Source organism: Heliorestis convoluta (assembly GCF_009649955.1).
Classification (GTDB): domain Bacteria; phylum Bacillota; class Desulfitobacteriia; order Heliobacteriales; family Heliobacteriaceae; genus Heliorestis; species Heliorestis convoluta.
The window spans coordinates 2,778,403-2,796,240 of record NZ_CP045875.1 but is presented as its reverse complement, the minus strand read 5'-3'; the positions used below and the strand labels follow the sequence as shown (position 1 = coordinate 2,796,240).

The following is a 17,838-nucleotide window of genomic DNA, read 5'->3' as shown; positions in this document are numbered from 1 at the left end:
TAAAAAGAGATCGGAAGATTGCTTCTGATCTCTTTTTTTATTTTTTCCCATTTTCCTGATCAAGAGTACGACAGAAAAGAACGGCTCATACTAGGAGTGAAAAAGAGGCTTCTATTGCTGTTACAAGGCTAAGCAAAAAGGTTTCTATTACAGAGCTATCAAGAGAGCCATCAAGAGAGCTATATGAGAAAAAAGCGGCTACAAGCTATTACGTTGAGTTATAAGCTAAGAGCTAGGAAGGTGATCTTTCCTGCTACGATTTGAAAATGTTTCAAAGCGTTATGCCGATGGTACTGTGGCGGTGAAAGAGTTGAATTTGCAAGTATCACCTGGTGAGTTGGTGGTACTGATTGGGCCGAGTGGTTGTGGTAAGTCTACTACGATGAAAATGATTAACCGCCTTGTTGATCCTTCTTCTGGTGTTATTCGTGTGGATGGGAAAGATATCTCTACGATTAACCCTGTGGAGTTGCGCAGAAATATTGGCTATGTGATTCAGCAGATTGGCCTTTTCCCACATATGACAATTGCGCAAAATGCAGAGATTATTCTCAAGTTGAAAAATGTTCCACCGGAGAAGCGCGGGCCTCGAATTGATGAATTACTTCAACTGGTGAATTTAGATCCAGAACAGTTTCGAGATCGTTACCCTCACGAATTAAGTGGGGGGCAACAGCAGCGTATCGGTGTGATTCGAGCCTTGGCAGCGGAGCCTTCGATTATTTTAATGGATGAACCTTTTAGCGCTTTAGATCCTTTAAGTCGAGAACAACTGCAAGATGAGCTTTCACGGTTGAAAAAAACGATTAAGCAGACCATTGTTTTTGTGACCCACGATATGGACGAAGCTTTAAAAATTGCCGATCGCATCATTTTAATGAAAGACGGTCAGATTGTGCAAGCCGATACGCCAGAGAGAATGTTACGCCATCCGAAGAACGATTTTGTCCGTGAGTTTATCGGAGAAAAGCGAATGGTTTCTGATGAGGGACCTCTTTATGTGTCTGATGCCATGATTGAAAACCCTGTGACCATAGACCCAGAAAGAGGGATCGCCTACTGTGCCAAGTTGATGCGTAAAAAGCTCGTCAATAGCTTAATGGTAATTGATGGCGATCGTAAACTGCTAGGTGTTGTGACAGCCAAAAAAGTAGAAGAAAACTATCGCAATGAAGAATTACGAGCCGATAAGATTATGAACAGCGATGTACCTGTCATTGAGGAAGGCAAGTTGCTCAGTGAAGCCGTTTCTTATATGCAAGATAAAGGTGTCGGTGCTTTGCCGGTGGTCAACGACAAAGGCCAACTGGTCGGTCTAATCACCAATTCCAGTCTTATGGATGTGTTGTTAAAGCAGATTGGTTGATAGAGCTAGTCTTGTCTTGTTGATTCCGAAAAGTATAAAAACCTTTATAATGCGGTGAAGCAGAGGAGGATATATGACAGAGTTTTTCCAACTCCTTATCAATCGTCAAAGTGAGCTCTATACGGCTACTTTTGAACATCTCTGGCTTTCCTTTGCCTCTTTGTTCATTGCCCTATTGATTTCAGTTCCTCTAGGCATTGTGCTAACTCGTTCTCAGAAGCTAGCCGGTCCTGTTATTGGTGTGGCCAGTGTTTTTCAGACCATTCCCAGCCTCGCTCTATTGGGCTTTATGATTCCTCTGTTCGGCATTGGTTCCCAGCCGGCGATTATAGCCTTAACGATTTATGGGATTTTGCCGATTCTACGCAATACGTACACGGGCATTATGCGCGTTGAGCCGGCTTTGAAAGAAGCTGGTCGAGGTATGGGCATGACAGATATGCAAATATTGCGCATGGTTGAGCTGCCAATGGCGCTTTCGGTCATCATGGCAGGAATTCGTACTTCTACCGTTTTGATTATTGGTGTAGCAACGCTGGCAACGCTGATTGGCGCTGGCGGACTCGGTGACTTTATCTTCCGTGGTATTGCTATGGCTTATAATGAATTGATTCTGCTAGGTGCGATTCCTGCCGCTTTGCTAGCCATTATTCTGGATGCCACTTTTGCCTGGGTGGAGAAAAGGGTAACACCGAAAGGAATTAAGACGGCCTAAGGTCGCAGGGGGAGAAGAGGTCCTGATCTAGCCGAAGATGAAAACACTTGATAGGGATGAAGAAGTCAAGGGAGGCATAAATCGTTGATACAGTTAAAAAAGCTGCTTACACTTGCACTGATTCTTTTTTTTACAAGTAGCACTTTAGCGGGCTGTTTGCCCGGTACAGGCGGCGGTCAACTGCCGGAAAATCGAGTCATCATTGGTGGGAAAAACTTTACGGAGCAAGATGTTCTGGTGCATATTATGGCTACTTTAATAGAAGAAAATAGTGATATAGTGGCTGAAAGACGAGGCTACTTAGGTGGCACCAATGTGGTGCACGAAGCGATTCGCACAGGAAGCATTGATATGTATGCTGAATATACAGGTACGGGTTGGACTGTTGTCTTAGGGGAAGAAGCGATTGGCGATCCCGATCAAGTCTATGATGGTGTTCAAGAAGGCTATGAGAACCAGTTTAACATTCGCTGGCTCACGCCACTTGGTTTTGAGAACACCTACGGTCTCACCATGAGACCGGATCAAGCGGCTCAACTGGGAGTAACACGCATATCTGATCTTCAAGAACATGCACCCAATCTTGTATTTGGTTGTACCCATGAATTTTTAGAGCGCCCTGATGGCTATGGTCGTATGAATGAGTATTATGGACTTAACTTCCGTTCGGTTACAGGGATGGATCCTGGCTTAACTTATGCTGCTGTACGTGATGGCGCTGTTGATGTGATTGATGGTTTTACCACGGATGGACGAATTCCTGCTTTCAACCTCGTGGTATTAGAAGATGACCGTGCCTTTTTCCCACCCTACTACGCTGTGCCCATTGTTCGTCAAGAAACGTTAGATCGACTGCCTCAATTGGAAGAGATTCTGACCCGACTCGGTGGAAGGCTGACCAATGAAGAAATGGCTCGGTTAAATGCCATGGTTGACTTGGAGAGAATGCGAGCTGAGACAGTGGCCCGGATGTGGTTGGAGGAGGAAGGGTTGATTCCGTAGGGGGAGAAAAGATGACCAACAAGAAATTGCTTGGTCATCTTTTTTTCTGAAGAATCCTCAAGAGGAATAAAAGTATAATTTTAACTCCATTATTCATTTTCAATTCCTTATAAAGAAATAAATTCAAGAAAAAACCGAAAGCCCAATCAATAAATTTTAACATTGCCTAAATAATTCTTCAATTATTTCCTTTAGACATCTTTTCAATTCTATTGATTTTTTGTAAAAGTTAGTCTGTAAAATAGGTGTGAAATATGGAATTAAATAAATACAAAAGTTGACATGGAAACTTGTAGACACTAAAATGAAATAGTGGAAACAATAACATGATTGGTTCTAGGGGGTGTTTAGTTTAGAAGTTTATTTAGAATCACTCTGGTCAAAATTAACAGAGGAGAAAGCACCCTTTGACCTACCGGAAAAGTGGAAACTATCTTCACACCAACTGAGAACGTATCAATTGTTACATAGTTCCGATGTAGATGTTGTATTTAACACAGCTATGACTGGAGACGGAAAAAGTTTGGCGGCACACCTGCCTTTATTACGACCTTATCCTGCTAAACCGATCGGGTCTGGAAGTTTTGCTTATCCCACCAACGAACTATTGCGAGATCAATACCGACAAGCTATGGATGATGACTTAACAAACCCTGGTTATTATCGATTATTCGGCTATGACCCAGGGCGTAATTTTTTTATGGAAATGCTCAACGCTCGACGTATCAACGAATATGCAAGCTTAGAAGAGACCAGAAAGTTTGAAGCGATATTAGATCTTATTCATCGAAAAAATCTTCTATTTACCAACCCCGATTTGTTTTCTCTTATTATGAACTTTGCCTATCGTTCACCAGAGCACAATGTAGCAGCCATGGCACAACGATTTGCCAATCGATTCAAATACATCGTATTTGATGAATTTCACATATTCCAAACACCGCAGATCGTGGAAGTCTTACAAGCCATGCTTATGATCCGAGCAAGTCATGGACATCAGCATGGCACAAAGTTTCTATTTCTTTCTGCCACGCCCCATCAGTTGCTCCTACAAGGCCTCGAAGCAGCAGGGTTTCAATGTGCTGAAGTAGAGGGTGAGTATTGCCACGGTGATGACACCATAGATAGCAATCACTATCGGCGTATATTAGCACCCGTAAAACTAAAGCTCGCCAAACATGATCAAAGTGCGGGCGATCTCTTGGACTGGGTTAAAGAACATATCGACGAAATCACATCTTTTTTTCAAAATTATCCTGAAAGCAAAGGTCTTATTATCTGCAACTCTGTTTATACAGCCAAGCGACTTTATAGTTACTTAAAAGAACAACTACAAGGCACTATCTCTATTGGCGAAAACACAGGATTAACAGGAAAAGAAAAAGCGAAAGCTTCTTGGAATGCTGATTTGATTATTGCTACATCCACAGTCGATGTAGGCGTGGACTTTAAGATTAACTTTCTTTTGTTTGAATCGATGGATGCAGGAACGTTCATTCAAAGGCTCGGTAGGCTGGGACGACACAGCGGCTTTGCAACCTATTTGGCCATCGCTCTTATGCCTTCTTATCTTGTAGAAAGACTAGAAGAAAAAGAGATTGAGGGAGAGAAAATCGATCGACAAACCTTTTTCTCTTGGATTCGAGAAGAGGTTTATCGACCACACAATGAATTTCGAAACTATGTAAGTCGCTGGGGAAGCGTTCGTTCAATTCACCAGATTGCTCAGTTAGAAAAGCATGGCCGTAGGCACTATCAAGAACTTCTAGATAATCTAAAGCCTTTAAGTCGAGTTGTATTCAACACCCAAAAAAACAACTGGGGGCACTACATCCACTTGCAGAAAGAAAAGCAAATCGAAGTAATCAAAGAACTACTAGCTCTTCGTGGTGCTGGCTTGTGGGATGTATGGGTCTATGAAAAAGAATCAAAAAGAGTTGGCACCATGTCTTTACCACGATTGCTCTCCATTTGTCACCTTACATTTATCGAGGAAGACCAAGCACAGAAAATAGCAGAAAAAATGGGAGAACCCTGGAGAAAGCCAGCCATCAAGCTCTATGCAGTCATAGAAGGATATCTTGATCAAAAATTGGAAGTGGCATTGCGTTACAACGACGAGCTAATCACTGAAAAAGAACTACTCAATACAGCTTGCCGACGAAAAGGTTTTTTCCTAGAAGCAAGACATCCCGAAATATTCACCATTAACAAAAAAGTAGAACGTCAATATTTTTGCACTTGCGTACTAGATTCTATCTTAGATGTAACACAAGTGCGACGGCGCTGGGCCTTGCCGCCTTTTTTTGAACTCCATGCGGTACGTGATTACAACGGTATCTACCCTGTTTCGTTCGGCAAAGATGCTCTAATGCTTGATTCCATCATGTTTTGGCGGAAAACGAATGAGGTGTTTATCACCTAAAAGTGTTTATTTCATGAGGAGGTGAGTAAGATGAGTCATAATAAGTCTACGAAGAACAGAAGCGGTAGCTCAGAAGCAAAGGAGTTGATAAAGGGAGAAGAAGTTCAGTTGCAGTTAGATATGGTAGATTCAGAAGAAGAAAATGAAATGTATGCAGTGCTTGATTATGATTTTTTAGAAGAAGATGAAAAAGAACCAGAGGAGATGCCACCACTGGCACACTTTCTCTACAAATCAACGGAACCAGGAGATCGAATCCTAAGAGAATGGATAGGCACGATTTTACCTTCCCTAATCGAACAATTATCCGATGTGAATGCCAAAGGAATGAGTCATCGTAAGGCTCTCACATTGCTCAACATAGAAAGCCAAAAAGATGTAGACAAGACATTGCAAGCAAGGATCGACAAACTTGTGCATCTAGCCGATCAAAGTTTACTTACCCATATACTCAATGGAACCATGGCAACCTGGGTGATAGTAAAACTTTGCAATCTTTCAGAAGAAGAACAACGTCTATTTCTCGTTGGCTATGCCCTCCATGACTTAAACAAAATGGAAGGCCAAGATCTACGATTAGACAGTGAAAATAGTGAAGACTACGTAACAGCCTTAGAAAAATGGGCTGAGAAGTTAAATATCTGGCAGTTCCTAGATCGCAGCTATCAATACGATGTAGCTTTTCTTGCTCAAAATGCCGAAGCAAAACGCGGTGAAAACCGTACCTTAGCAAACTATAAAGAGCTGAAAACGTCATCGGATTTACTAGAAGATCTAAGCGAATTCGTTCGTTTGGCCGATTTATTAGCAACACCTGCCCTTGTAAGCAGACCGGAAGATTTATTAACCGCAAAAAGCAGAAAAATTCTAGATCTATTACGCCGATTGCTTCAAGGTCGCTATCGAGTTGCCTATCATAAGACATCAGAAAACCGAGGACGGCTTACTCAAATCATTCACAACCATGTCATCCAAGAAGCGATCAAAGCCAAGTGGAAACCTTTTCTCTTTTTCGCAGAAGGCGTTACTTATCTAGTACCACAAGAAGGCAAAGAACCTGTCATAGACAATTTGGCTCAAAGTATACGCCAAGAGCTACTAGATAAGTTAAAAGGACAAGCTGGGTCACTGATTAGTCGTGCTGGCATTGGATTTAAATTTCCCACTTCTTTTGTAGAATTACTTCCACCCGAATTAGCAGGTCAAGTCATGAGCAGTCGTGTAATGCAAGTGATTTCAGAGAAAAAGACACCCGTAACAGAGCAACGCAAAGAAAAGATGGTACTTGCCCAAGACAGTGGTCTCGTTCTAGATTTGAACTTTCCCGCCTCACTCATAGCAGATCGTTTGGCAGAAGGATGCTTTGCCTTATCCAAATTATTAGCCCATTACTATACAGGAAAAAGCAATAACTATCAAATCTATGGAGAAAAACTAGTCCGTGCTTTAGAGATGGAAAAGCATCTTCCCTATTGGAAAGCCATTCCTTACACCGGCGGGGTAGGCTATCCCTGGTTTTACGTTGCTGGACACTATGCAAAAAAGAACCCTGGTCTTAGCCCTGAACAAACAGAAGAGATTTTGAACAAAGCATACAAAGATGTTTTAGAAGAATGTGGCGTACCAGAGACGAAACCGCCTTTTGCTTTTTTAGAGCCTTACTTATCAAATGTACTTACCGTAGAAAGTGGAAAAGTAGTCGATCAGAAAAATCAATGGGACTTTGAAAACGAACTAGAGTTATACACTAAAAACAAGGCTTTGCGTAGTGGTAAAAGAGTATGTGCAATTTGTAATAGCCCCTTCTCTAACGTTGAAGAATTCTCCATATTTACAAACAAAAAAATCGTGGGTTGGAAAGTCCCATCAGGGCGCGGTATTTGCGACCTTTGCCAAACAGAGAATTTGTTACGACGCACAGGCATGAACAGCACAATCAAAGAACAAGATGACGCCGTATTTCTGCATCTATATCCAGCCTACTTCTTTACCCCAATTACAGCGCGAGCCATTTCTCAGATATACAATAAATTGCACAATGTTACCTTTAGCGAACTTAGAAAACCTTACGAGCAAAGCCATGGTCAACTTAAAAAACTATGCAACCATGATATCTTTAAGCTTACAAAGCCTGAAGATAATCGCTCCATAAAAAAGATCGCCTATTCAATGGGGGAGCGACATGGATACCATATGGTCGGTATTCCTTATATGGGAAGAGATCCAACCGATACGGAGCGCTGGAGTATGCCAGTCTTACTAGCCTTATTCACACCCGTACTGCTAGGCGTCAAAGTCTATGCCAGTCGCTCCCCCATCCCTGTCTACCGTAGTGGGACGGAATTCAGAGAAACAGTTCTATTAGATTCACCCCATTCTTTCTGGCAACATGGTATGGCAAAAAGTGTATTTCGACTCGATGAACTATCCCTAGCTTTTGACGGAGCCATGGCACTATATGAAATAACTTCCGACGCCTATCGTGATAGCAGAAATTTTCCTGTCTGGAATCAGTTAAATAGCATCTGCAGAGCTGTAGAATCGGATCCTCTTATCATTTTCTATTATGCCGACCGAATTGCAACCAACCAGCGCGGTGGCGGGAATGTAACCACAACACGGGGTATGAACACAACGATGGCTGAAAGACTCTTAAAAGCCTACGAACGCATTACAACATATTATGAAGAGATCCTGAGATGGGAGGGAAAAATAAAATGGCCATGATTACAAGGGTGGTAGACAGTTACGCTTCTTTTTATCGTTCAGGAGCCCGTAAAGATTCAGCTTACGCAAGACTGCGTCCTTTGAGCATCGTAGCAGATTGTTTACTCAAAGCGCCAGCCCACACAGATCGTGAAAGCTTATCCTTAATAGCACAAGGGGAGATCAATGCTTTTTTGGATCGAGTGCGCAATGACCATGACAGTGCCTCTGGTTGGCTGCCTCTTTACAAAGAACCAGCAGCGCAAAGAGAAGCGGTGGAACAATTTGTCCAGCTCTTCTTAGAAGAAGTATTCGATGACTACAGCAAAGGCAGCCGAGCCCTATTGCGCAAGTACCTCAATCGACTCAAAAACGGTTGCGAAGCCTACTACATCAAAACTTACGCTTATCGCTCCAAAAGCCAGGATACCGATACAGAAAAGGCTGCACCGCAAGAGTAAGCAAAAAGTGTAAAAAAGGAGGACAAGCTTAATGTTTAAAAATTACGAAAAGCACTTCCATAGCCAGTTGCCGCTAATTCCGAGCGGTAAATATGCCCACCTGCTCGTATTGCGTCGTACCGACTCTTACGCAGTGTTTCAGACAGATGGCGCCTTAAATACAGCCATCGTTAACGCAGGTATAGAGAAAGGGAAACCAATGGCTCGTATTGCCATTTTCAAACGAAAGCAGACAACAGCAGAAAGGCTCACAGGACGAGAACTATTGCGTGCCCATGCAATAATCGGTGAAGAATGTGACTACAATGTATCATTTTGTTGCACTTGCCCTGATTGCATACTCTACGGCTATGCTATTGGAGACTCCGGTGCAGAAAAGTCCAAAGTCTATGCGGACACGGCTTTCTCTATCAGCGCTTATGATCAATCCCATGAAACCTTTACCTTAAACGCACCCTACGAACATGGAACCATGACCAAAAAAGGAGAAACCACAAGTCGATTTAGTGAACAAGATCATGTAAAGCCCGAAACCTACTTTCCTACCGTTGTAACATTGCGTGATCCAACCGCGTTAGGATTGGCTTACCTGCTCAACAACATTCGTCGTACCAAGCGCTACGGGGCTCAAACGACACGTACAGGCGTTGTAGAAAATCGTATTATGGCCATTGTTTTCGCTGATGGTGAGATTTTCAGTAATTTACGTTTAACCCAGGCCATCTATGATGAGCTAACAAAAGACCAAGAAAAAGATATAGAATTGCCCGCTCTCTTAGCTTGGGATCAAGTGACTAAAGCCACAGCAGAAGCAACGCAAAAGCTGCTCCAAAACAGCAATGTCATATATGAAAAAGTAGAAGGATCACAACTAGAAGAAGTCATGATAGAACTGCAAAAAACACTAGAAGATCGAGAGAAGCAAGGAGCCTTTTTGAAAGATTTAGACAAAGAGATGAAAGAGTATTGCACTCGAGCGGAAATCGGCGTGAAAAAAGGTAAGAAGAAGTGATCCAAGTAAGGGCTAGAGAATAAATAGGTGGTGATATTGTGCCCATCTATCGCCTGGAGTTAATAACAGCAGAACCACTGTTTTTTGCTACCCGGGAATTCGGTCGTGTCTACGTAACCGATGCTTATTTGCACAACTATGCATTAACATATGCCTTTGGACTTGCAGCTAGCAGCTATCATCAACCAGATCATGTACCACGTTATCAAGAACACTTAGAACCTCTAAATGAGCAAGGTATCTACCTAACACCAGCAAAACCGCTTCAAGTTAGCTTTGCATCCTATACCTTTAAACTTGCCGATGTTCGTTATCGATTACAATCGGAACAACTATCCGTTAACATCCCCAGTTACGGACAATGTCGGGAAATTGGACCAGAATCTCGATTCATAAGTTATGCTTTTACCAAAGCACGAACTACGTGGCCTCAATGGATCCGTTTGGGGAAATGGATGAGCAAAGTAGAAGTAATAGCAGAAGAAATAGAGTACGAACAAAAAAATGGAAAATTCGTTTCGGCCCATCCATTAAATGTATTAGACTTGCCTCAACAACCTAGTATGTTTAATCTATTGAACATGCCACCTGTTTCTCTCGTCACAGATGCTCATCTAGAAACAGACTATTACAAACTCAAAGGAACAGGTGAAGAAATCCTATTGCCTGCTGGGATGCGTTATAAGTTTCCTGAAGAAAAAACAACCAAGAAAAAGGTAAATAAAAGAAACAAAAGGAGTTAAGTCATGCTTGTTGCCGGTAAACTAACCTTTATACCTCAGAAAACGGAACCAGCTAACCAGATGGCTCGTCACTGGCATGCTGTACTACTGCAAATGATTGCTCAAAACGATCCTGCTCTGGCAACAGAACTTCACAATGTTTCTGGTGTCAAACCGTTCACAATCGGTTTGACACCAGAACTACTAAGTACAAACAAACCAACGATTTTGAGACAAGGACAGGAGTACACAGTTCGCATTACCTTCTTAGATCGTAAAGTCGCAGAAGCATTTAACAAAAGTTTGCTTTATTATACCCAAAATTTCACAGAGTCGAGCAATCCTCTAATTACGTTAGGCAAAAACCAAGTCATGCTGCGCACCTGGCAAGCGACTTTCAACGATACAGATAGATGGTGCCAAACGACAACATATGAACAATTACTTAATGAAGCAGTCGCCAGCAATGGTTGTGAAATTCGTATTGTAACGCCACTGTCTTTTCGACGCGGTAACATTAACTACCCTTTTCCCGATCCCGAGCTTATGTTCAAAAGCTGGCTATTAAAATGGGAAAACTTTGCCCCAACACATTTGCTTCTAGGACAAAGAGAAGCTATGGAATCACCAAAGAACCCTCACGAAGCTTCATTGCTAGACAAAATCAACCAAGAAGTAGCCATATCAGATTACAACTTAAAAACAGTTACAATTGATTATGGAAAGTATATGATCAAAGGCTCAGTAGGTTGGATACGGCTAGACTGGCACCGTTTTCCAGCACATATGCGATATCTCTTCGATCTTTTAGTACGGTTTGGCCAATTTGCTGGTTGTGGCTATAAAAGTACCATGGGTTTGGGGCAAACGATAAAAGTACAAAGAAAACCATAGGAACTACTTTCTATAGTTAAAAAAAGATTTTAAAGGGAGGTGAAACTTTGTGGAACCCATCATTGTACCAATATCGGCACTCAATGCCTATTCATATTGTCCTTTTCGTTGTTATCTAGAGTACATTTGTGGTGAATACATTGATAATGAACATACATTAACGGGTACTTTTCTACATCAAAATGTAGATATGCCTGGCATTCTAGGTAGAGAAGGTATTTTAAAGCACCGAGCAGTAAAATTATACCATGAAGAGCTGGGAATAATCGGGAAAAGTGATTTGGTAGAGGAAAAAGGGAATTTAACGTATCCTGTAGAGTATAAAAAAGGTCGTCGTGGTAAATGGCAAAACGATGAAGTCCAACTCTGTGCACAAGCACTAGCTTTAGAATACATGTTAGACAAAAGAATAGAATATGGTTTTCTTTATTATTTTGGCTCGCGGCTACGTCTACAAGTTACCTTTGATCAAGAACTAAGACTTAAAACCCAAGAAGTAATTCAAGCAGTTCAACAAATGTTTATAACAGCAGAAAGACCTGTGCAGAAGTATGGACCTCGATGTTCAGGATGTAGCTTGATAGAAAGATGTTTACCTCGAGAAGTTACTATGATACGTAAGGCAGTGCAGGAAGAAAGCAAGGCAAAGGAGGGTTAAAAATGAGTACACTTTATATCACAGAGCAACGCTCTACTTTACGAAAAACAGATGAACGACTGGTAGTAACATTAGAAAAAGATGTTCTAATAGACGTTCCTATTATAAAAATAGATCAGATCGTTATCGTTGGAAATGTCACAGTAACAGCCCCAACAGTGGCAGAACTAATGGAGAGAAAAATAAATATTTGCTTTCTTTCCCAATATGGAAATTACTTAGGGAGATATGAAGCGCCCGACTCTAGAAATGGTTTGCTTCGCATCGCACAACATAAAATCTATCAAGATCCAAAAGCAAGGGTAGAAGTAGCCAAAAGAATTATAAATGGAAAAATCAACAATCAGATCACGTTCTTGGCCCGCCAACATCGTGCTTCTCCACACAAAAAACTTTCAGAAGCAATTCAAAGCATCAAAAAGACCAAAAAAGGATTGAACCGTGTAGAAACACTTGATGAGATCAGAGGATATGAAGGAAATGCAGCTGCTATCTATTTTCAGGTGTTCCCTGAAATCTTGAAAAATGATTTTGGTTTTGCAAAACGTATTCGACGTCCACCCACTGATCCAGTGAATGCTTTGCTTGGATTAGGTTATACTTTGTTAACCCATAACATACAAAGCGCTTTAGCGATTGTTGGCCTTGACCCTTATATAGGTTTTCTTCACGGTGATCGATATGGACGTGCATCGCTTGCTTTGGATCTAGTGGAAGAATTTAGAACAATCATTGTAGACTCTGTTGTGATTAGCATGATTAACAACAATATGATTACTGAAAAAGACTTTGATATCGATCTTGGTGTTTGTTCACTGAAAGATAGTGTAAAAAAAAGAGTTTTACCGAAAATTTGAAGAAAGAAAAAACACAGCAGTCAATCATCCAATCTTTAACTATAAGATTACCTATAGTCGATGTTTTGAACTGCAAGGAAGAATTTTAGCAAAATGGATAACAGGAGAAACAGAAAAATATATACCTTTCAGAGCAAAATAAAGTTAACCAAGGAAGGAATAAAAAGGTGGGATGACGAAATTGCTTATCGTAGTATCCTACGATATTCCGAACGACAAACGACGTGGAAAAGTACTTAAAGCATTAAAGTCCTATGGAGAATGGATGCAATATAGTGTATTTGAATGCAATCTTACGAAAGAGCAATATTTGAAACTAAGGAATCGATTGGACAAGATTATCAATTATCAAGAAGATAGCATTCGTTTTTATACGCTCTGCGACGATTGTAAAGAAAAAATTGATCGCATTGGAGGCACTCAGCCGAGAGATGAAAGTGTGTTTATCATTTAAAATAATTGGTATAGAAAATCCGAGAGCCTGTGTAGACAAGAAAATCCTTGGCGCCTCTCGGATTTTCTATAAACCTTGTCGTATATAGGATTTTACGAGAGTTTACGCATAAAGATCTAAGCTTTATAATTATATATCGCTTCAGATAAAGACCCTCTCGGAAAAGTGAAGAATAGGCCTGTAGTATCAGTGTTTCTACAAAGGGGAGCTCCAATGAAGGTTATTCCGCTTGCGGAATTGAAACAAAACTCCAAACTGTTACACGACCATCAAGTGCTAGCTCCAATGAAGGTTATTCCGCTTGCGGAATTGAAACAATGATGATATATTAGACGTGTTTACACCATTGATAAGCTCCAATGAAGGTTATTCCGCTTGCGGAATTGAAACTTGAAATTAGATACAATGCAGAACACGATTTCTTTAGCTCCAATGAAGGTTATTCCGCTTGCGGAATTGAAACTTTCTTGGCGATGACTAGATCCTTATCAGCGCTTGCGCTCCAATGAAGGTTATTCCGCTTGCGGAATTGAAACCTAAATGAGTATCACGCATATAAGATTATATCACGGCTCCAATGAAGGTTATTCCGCTTGCGGAATTGAAACGTAGTTAGTTTTCCACTTTGCTTTCCACTCTCGCTCTGCTCCAATGAAGGTTATTCCGCTTGCGGAATTGAAACTTGGACAAGTCTCCATACAGCGATAAGCAAGTACAGGCTCCAATGAAGGTTATTCCGCTTGCGGAATTGAAACATTAAGAAACAGTTGGAGGCGAAAGAGTGAAAGTTGAGCTCCAATGAAGGTTATTCCGCTTGCGGAATTGAAACCGATATGCTGCCAATATCACACGAATACATAAAACGCTCCAATGAAGGTTATTCCGCTTGCGGAATTGAAACTAGCTTTGCTAGGCTGCATTATGGGTGCAGGCTTTGCTCCAATGAAGGTTATTCCGCTTGCGGAATTGAAACTTCTCTTTGTCGCTATCCTAAAGAGTTTATCAATTACGCTCCAATGAAGGTTATTCCGCTTGCGGAATTGAAACTTGATTTTCAAGAACGACACGGAATTTATCTTTGGCTCCAATGAAGGTTATTCCGCTTGCGGAATTGAAACAAAGCAGAACAGTCTAGGATATTGAAAGCGTTAGAGCTCCAATGAAGGTTATTCCGCTTGCGGAATTGAAACTATCTATCATTTGCACTTCTCCTTGCATATATCGCAGCTCCAATGAAGGTTATTCCGCTTGCGGAATTGAAACTTTGACCATGAAGCTAATCATGCCATGCCTACCTGCTCCAATGAAGGTTATTCCGCTTGCGGAATTGAAACCGGATTATCTCTTCTATGTCAGTCAACTAGAGCTTGGCTCCAATGAAGGTTATTCCGCTTGCGGAATTGAAACACACCGAGCGATTCCATTGCTCCTACAGCCTCAAGGCTCCAATGAAGGTTATTCCGCTTGCGGAATTGAAACACACCGAGCGATTCCATTGCTCCTACAGCCTCAAGGCTCCAATGAAGGTTATTCCGCTTGCGGAATTGAAACAATGATCTCTAGCAGCTCGGCGCATACTTCGACTTGCTCCAATGAAGGTTATTCCGCTTGCGGAATTGAAACTCGTAAACCGGCTACGGCATCACACGGTCAGGTTGAGCTCCAATGAAGGTTATTCCGCTTGCGGAATTGAAACTCGTAAACCGGCTACGGCATCACACGGTCAGGTTGAGCTCCAATGAAGGTTATTCCGCTTGCGGAATTGAAACAAGGCTCACGGGTACCGGTAGCATGGATTTTCACCTGCTCCAATGAAGGTTATTCCGCTTGCGGAATTGAAACTCACCCCTATTGCACTTCACTCCCGAACAACTACCAGCTCCAATGAAGGTTATTCCGCTTGCGGAATTGAAACTTTGATTATGAATCGATTGATAGTGTTACCTTGTCCGCTCCAATGAAGGTTATTCCGCTTGCGGAATTGAAACCTCTTTTTCCAACATCTTGAATTTTCTGATGTACTCAAAGCTCCAATGAAGGTTATTCCGCTTGCGGAATTGAAACATTGCCGCAGGTGGTGAGGTAGACGGCGCCATTGCGGCTCCAATGAAGGTTATTCCGCTTGCGGAATTGAAACGAGACGAGAGCCGAGGCGTTCCAATTTGGAAGGCAGAGCTCCAATGAAGGTTATTCCGCTTGCGGAATTGAAACTCTAAGGACATCGGTGTTTCAGCTAGTCGATTGAGCTCCAATGAAGGTTATTCCGCTTGCGGAATTGAAACTAATCGTCCTTGCGTTACTCATTGGATGCCATTGCGCTCCAATGAAGGTTATTCCGCTTGCGGAATTGAAACTTTTGCTTGTGTCGCTCCCCCTTCCTTGTCGGCATTGGCATCATGGTTGTCATGCGGATATTATTACATTTTCTGTTTGAGGGCAAGCTGTTCCATCAGAAGTTATACACCCTTCACTCCTGCACATAACGCATCGGTTTTCGGCTCATCAATGTAGGAAGCTGTTAATCTGGCTCTACTGAAAAGCACATAAAAATGATCACCCAATCAACAGGTGATCATTTTTATGTGCTCTTAGACAAAAATCCCCTATCAGCGGGTCAAAGTAAAGTGAGAACCAAATACAAATACCTTATCTTTCAGCCCCGTAAAAAATCGGTCTTCTCATAAAAGTATACCACAAAGACAAAAGGTTGAAAAATCCCTTGAGAAAATATGCACAAATATTATTGACAAAGATGGAAATTACTCGTATTATAAGAGTAAATAGTGAAATAATAAACTTAATACTCATAACTTATGGGAAGTGAAAACTTTTGGAGAACCAGTACTTTTACGTTTCTCATAAAACAGGTACTTACGCAGATGCTCTAGAGGCAGTTGGGCTTGCCTATTTGCTAGACATTTTAATGCCTAAGAATGTAGAAAGAATTAAGAATATAGGAGATTGTTATCAAATTACACTACGGAAGGCGAAGGCCCTTGATAGTTGGCACTTCGATAGATTACAAGCTGCACCAGGCTATCCCTACTTTAAGACGAGCAAAGATCATACAGTGCCAGAAGGGTACCTCTTTTATGACTATGAAAAAGAAAGAGAGAAGGAGAAGAGGTACTGGGAAAATGCAAAAAAGACCTGCCTAAGACAAGAAAATATATTGGAACCTCACCCAAAGCATAGCTTACTCAAAAACCTCTACATCATGCAAGCTTTTCACAGCCATAACAGATTGTTGCATGAATTATCTCAGGTTGAACCACAATCTTTTCGTGAAACAATAAAGGCCAACGTGCAACGATACACTATAACATCAATCGGTAACAACGTAGAAACAGGCTTTTCCAGAGGGCAAGAAGATACAAAGAGAAAGCATAAAGTTTTTTCGCCTTCTCTTGCAGCAGTACAAGCTCTTAATCCGATTGTAGGCAAGGGATTTAACCGCAGCAAGCCCAAAGGTACAGGATTGGCAACAGTGCCTTCTGCCTACGTTGACTGGTTCACAGAATATCTACGATACATAGCAATTCATCGTATCGCCAATGCCTATAACATTCATGATGATATTAAAATTACAGTCCTAGTGCCTGCCAATGTAACTTTAGAAGAACTTGATCAATTAAGCCATCACTTTACTAGAATTCCACATTACCAAAAGTCATCTTGTCAGATCGACATACAAAATAGCCTCGCTATGACAAGTGAAATTGTGAAAGATCTTTTTTCTAGCTTAGACGTAGGCGTAGAAAAGCAACATAAGAGTCCCCAACAATATATAGCGGCTTTGTCAACTGCTTACTTCAAAAGCTTAGGCACCGGCAAAGGGTTACTCAACGTAAGTACCATAGGCTTACCCACCTGGTTTTCTATAGAAACGCTTCAAGATAAAGAATTGTGGCTCCAGATCGCAAGAGAACATAGAAGCATTCTTGAAAGGTTACGAGAAGAAAGACTAGAAGAAGCGGAGCTGCTTTTTCAGTATAGAGATTTTCTGTCTACAGGCAAAAGCATCACTCTATTGCACTTTGCCGTTGCTTACGGAATTTTTGTATTTCATGAAATGTCGAGAGATTCTAAAAAAATATTAGAAAGACTGCGTGAAGAATTATTATCAAAGCTGGTGATATCATTGAACAGAAGATACAGTGATATTATTAACAATCCTGGGTTTCAAGCTGTTGCCAATGCCATACGAAGAGCTACTGTCTCAGAACAATATCGTAGAGCGCGACAACAAGATCGAAAGCCAAGGCCATACTATGAAGTGCACTATACGCTATTGACTGATTTGAAACGTAAAGCGGGATCCAAAAAAGATGCCATAGCGCGTCTTAGTGATTTCATCAGTGCTTATAACTTTGAAAATGCAAGGATAACAGAAATAATTGCCAGAAGCCCAGATTCCTTTAGAGATGAAGAAATCATGCGACGCCCCAGCATTACAGATCAAGAAATAACCCAACTCATTCACTTGATCGATGATTTTGGGTCAGAACCTGTGATTGTGCTTTTAATAGCTTACGGATCAGCAAAAAAAGAGGGTTGATAAAAAGG

13 protein-coding genes and 1 CRISPR repeat array are annotated in these 17,838 nt (G+C 41.4%); all 13 genes read left to right on the top strand.

The genetic code is table 11. From position 1 onward, the window contains the following. Nucleotides 1-295 precede the first annotated feature (295 nt). The 13 genes from FTV88_RS13250 to FTV88_RS13190 all read left to right on the top strand — a co-directional run bounded on the left by FTV88_RS13250 (nucleotide 296) and on the right by FTV88_RS13190 (nucleotide 17,830). Complete coding sequence (locus tag FTV88_RS13250; protein WP_368277371.1) at nucleotides 296-1,366, top strand: ABC transporter ATP-binding protein; 1,071 nt, start codon at nucleotides 296-298, stop codon at nucleotides 1,364-1,366. 73 nt (nucleotides 1,367-1,439) lie between these two features. After that, entirely contained in the window at nucleotides 1,440-2,081 is a 642-nt protein-coding gene (locus FTV88_RS13245; RefSeq protein ID WP_153726054.1) for an ABC transporter permease, read from the top strand. A gap of 84 nt (nucleotides 2,082-2,165) precedes the next feature. Then, nucleotides 2,166-3,083: an ABC transporter substrate-binding protein gene (locus FTV88_RS13240; RefSeq protein ID WP_243137169.1), complete on the top strand. Its 918-nt coding sequence runs from the start codon at nucleotides 2,166-2,168 to the stop codon at nucleotides 3,081-3,083. A 343-nt stretch (nucleotides 3,084-3,426) separates the two neighbouring features. Then, nucleotides 3,427-5,508, top strand: coding sequence for a type I-D CRISPR-associated helicase Cas3' (gene cas3 / locus FTV88_RS13235; protein ID WP_153726053.1), 2,082 nt, complete (start codon nucleotides 3,427-3,429; stop codon nucleotides 5,506-5,508). Nucleotides 5,509-5,538: 30 nt separating this feature from the next. Continuing rightward, nucleotides 5,539-8,235, top strand: a complete 2,697-nt coding sequence (gene cas10d, locus FTV88_RS13230) for a type I-D CRISPR-associated protein Cas10d/Csc3 (RefSeq protein WP_153726052.1) — start codon at nucleotides 5,539-5,541, stop codon at nucleotides 8,233-8,235. After that, nucleotides 8,226-8,675 (top strand): hypothetical protein, encoded by a 450-nt coding sequence (locus tag FTV88_RS13225; protein ID WP_153726051.1) that lies wholly within the window; start codon nucleotides 8,226-8,228, stop codon nucleotides 8,673-8,675. The genes cas10d and FTV88_RS13225 overlap by 10 nt, the downstream gene beginning before the upstream one ends. Before the next feature lie 31 nt (nucleotides 8,676-8,706). Beyond that, the gene (gene cas7d / locus FTV88_RS13220; RefSeq protein WP_153726050.1) at nucleotides 8,707-9,687 is read left to right on the top strand and encodes a type I-D CRISPR-associated protein Cas7/Csc2; all 981 of its coding nucleotides are present in this window, start codon (nucleotides 8,707-8,709) and stop codon (nucleotides 9,685-9,687) included. A gap of 38 nt (nucleotides 9,688-9,725) precedes the next feature. Then, nucleotides 9,726-10,430: a type I-D CRISPR-associated protein Cas5/Csc1 gene (gene cas5d, locus FTV88_RS13215; RefSeq protein WP_162008056.1), complete on the top strand. Its 705-nt coding sequence runs from the start codon at nucleotides 9,726-9,728 to the stop codon at nucleotides 10,428-10,430. Nucleotides 10,431-10,433: 3 nt separating this feature from the next. Further along, nucleotides 10,434-11,303 (top strand): CRISPR system precrRNA processing endoribonuclease RAMP protein Cas6, encoded by an 870-nt coding sequence (gene cas6 / locus FTV88_RS13210; protein ID WP_153726048.1) that lies wholly within the window; start codon nucleotides 10,434-10,436, stop codon nucleotides 11,301-11,303. A 49-nt stretch (nucleotides 11,304-11,352) separates the two neighbouring features. Further along, nucleotides 11,353-11,961 carry a CRISPR-associated protein Cas4 gene (gene cas4, locus FTV88_RS13205; protein ID WP_153726047.1) on the top strand — a complete coding sequence of 203 codons (609 nt, stop codon included), beginning with the start codon at nucleotides 11,353-11,355 and terminating at the stop codon, nucleotides 11,959-11,961. A gap of 2 nt (nucleotides 11,962-11,963) precedes the next feature. Beyond that, nucleotides 11,964-12,818 carry a CRISPR-associated endonuclease Cas1 gene (gene cas1, locus FTV88_RS13200; protein ID WP_153726046.1) on the top strand — a complete coding sequence of 285 codons (855 nt, stop codon included), beginning with the start codon at nucleotides 11,964-11,966 and terminating at the stop codon, nucleotides 12,816-12,818. Between the two features lie 181 nt (nucleotides 12,819-12,999). Then, nucleotides 13,000-13,272, top strand: coding sequence for a CRISPR-associated endonuclease Cas2 (cas2, locus tag FTV88_RS13195; RefSeq protein ID WP_153726664.1), 273 nt, complete (start codon nucleotides 13,000-13,002; stop codon nucleotides 13,270-13,272). A 207-nt stretch (nucleotides 13,273-13,479) separates the two neighbouring features. After that, nucleotides 13,480-15,626: direct repeats of the CRISPR family, unit length 37 nt; unit sequence GCTCCAATGAAGGTTATTCCGCTTGCGGAATTGAAAC. A 476-nt stretch (nucleotides 15,627-16,102) separates the two neighbouring features. After that, on the top strand, nucleotides 16,103-17,830 hold the full coding sequence (locus FTV88_RS13190) for a hypothetical protein (protein ID WP_153726045.1): 1,728 nt from the start codon (nucleotides 16,103-16,105) through the stop codon (nucleotides 17,828-17,830). Nucleotides 17,831-17,838 lie beyond the last annotated feature (8 nt).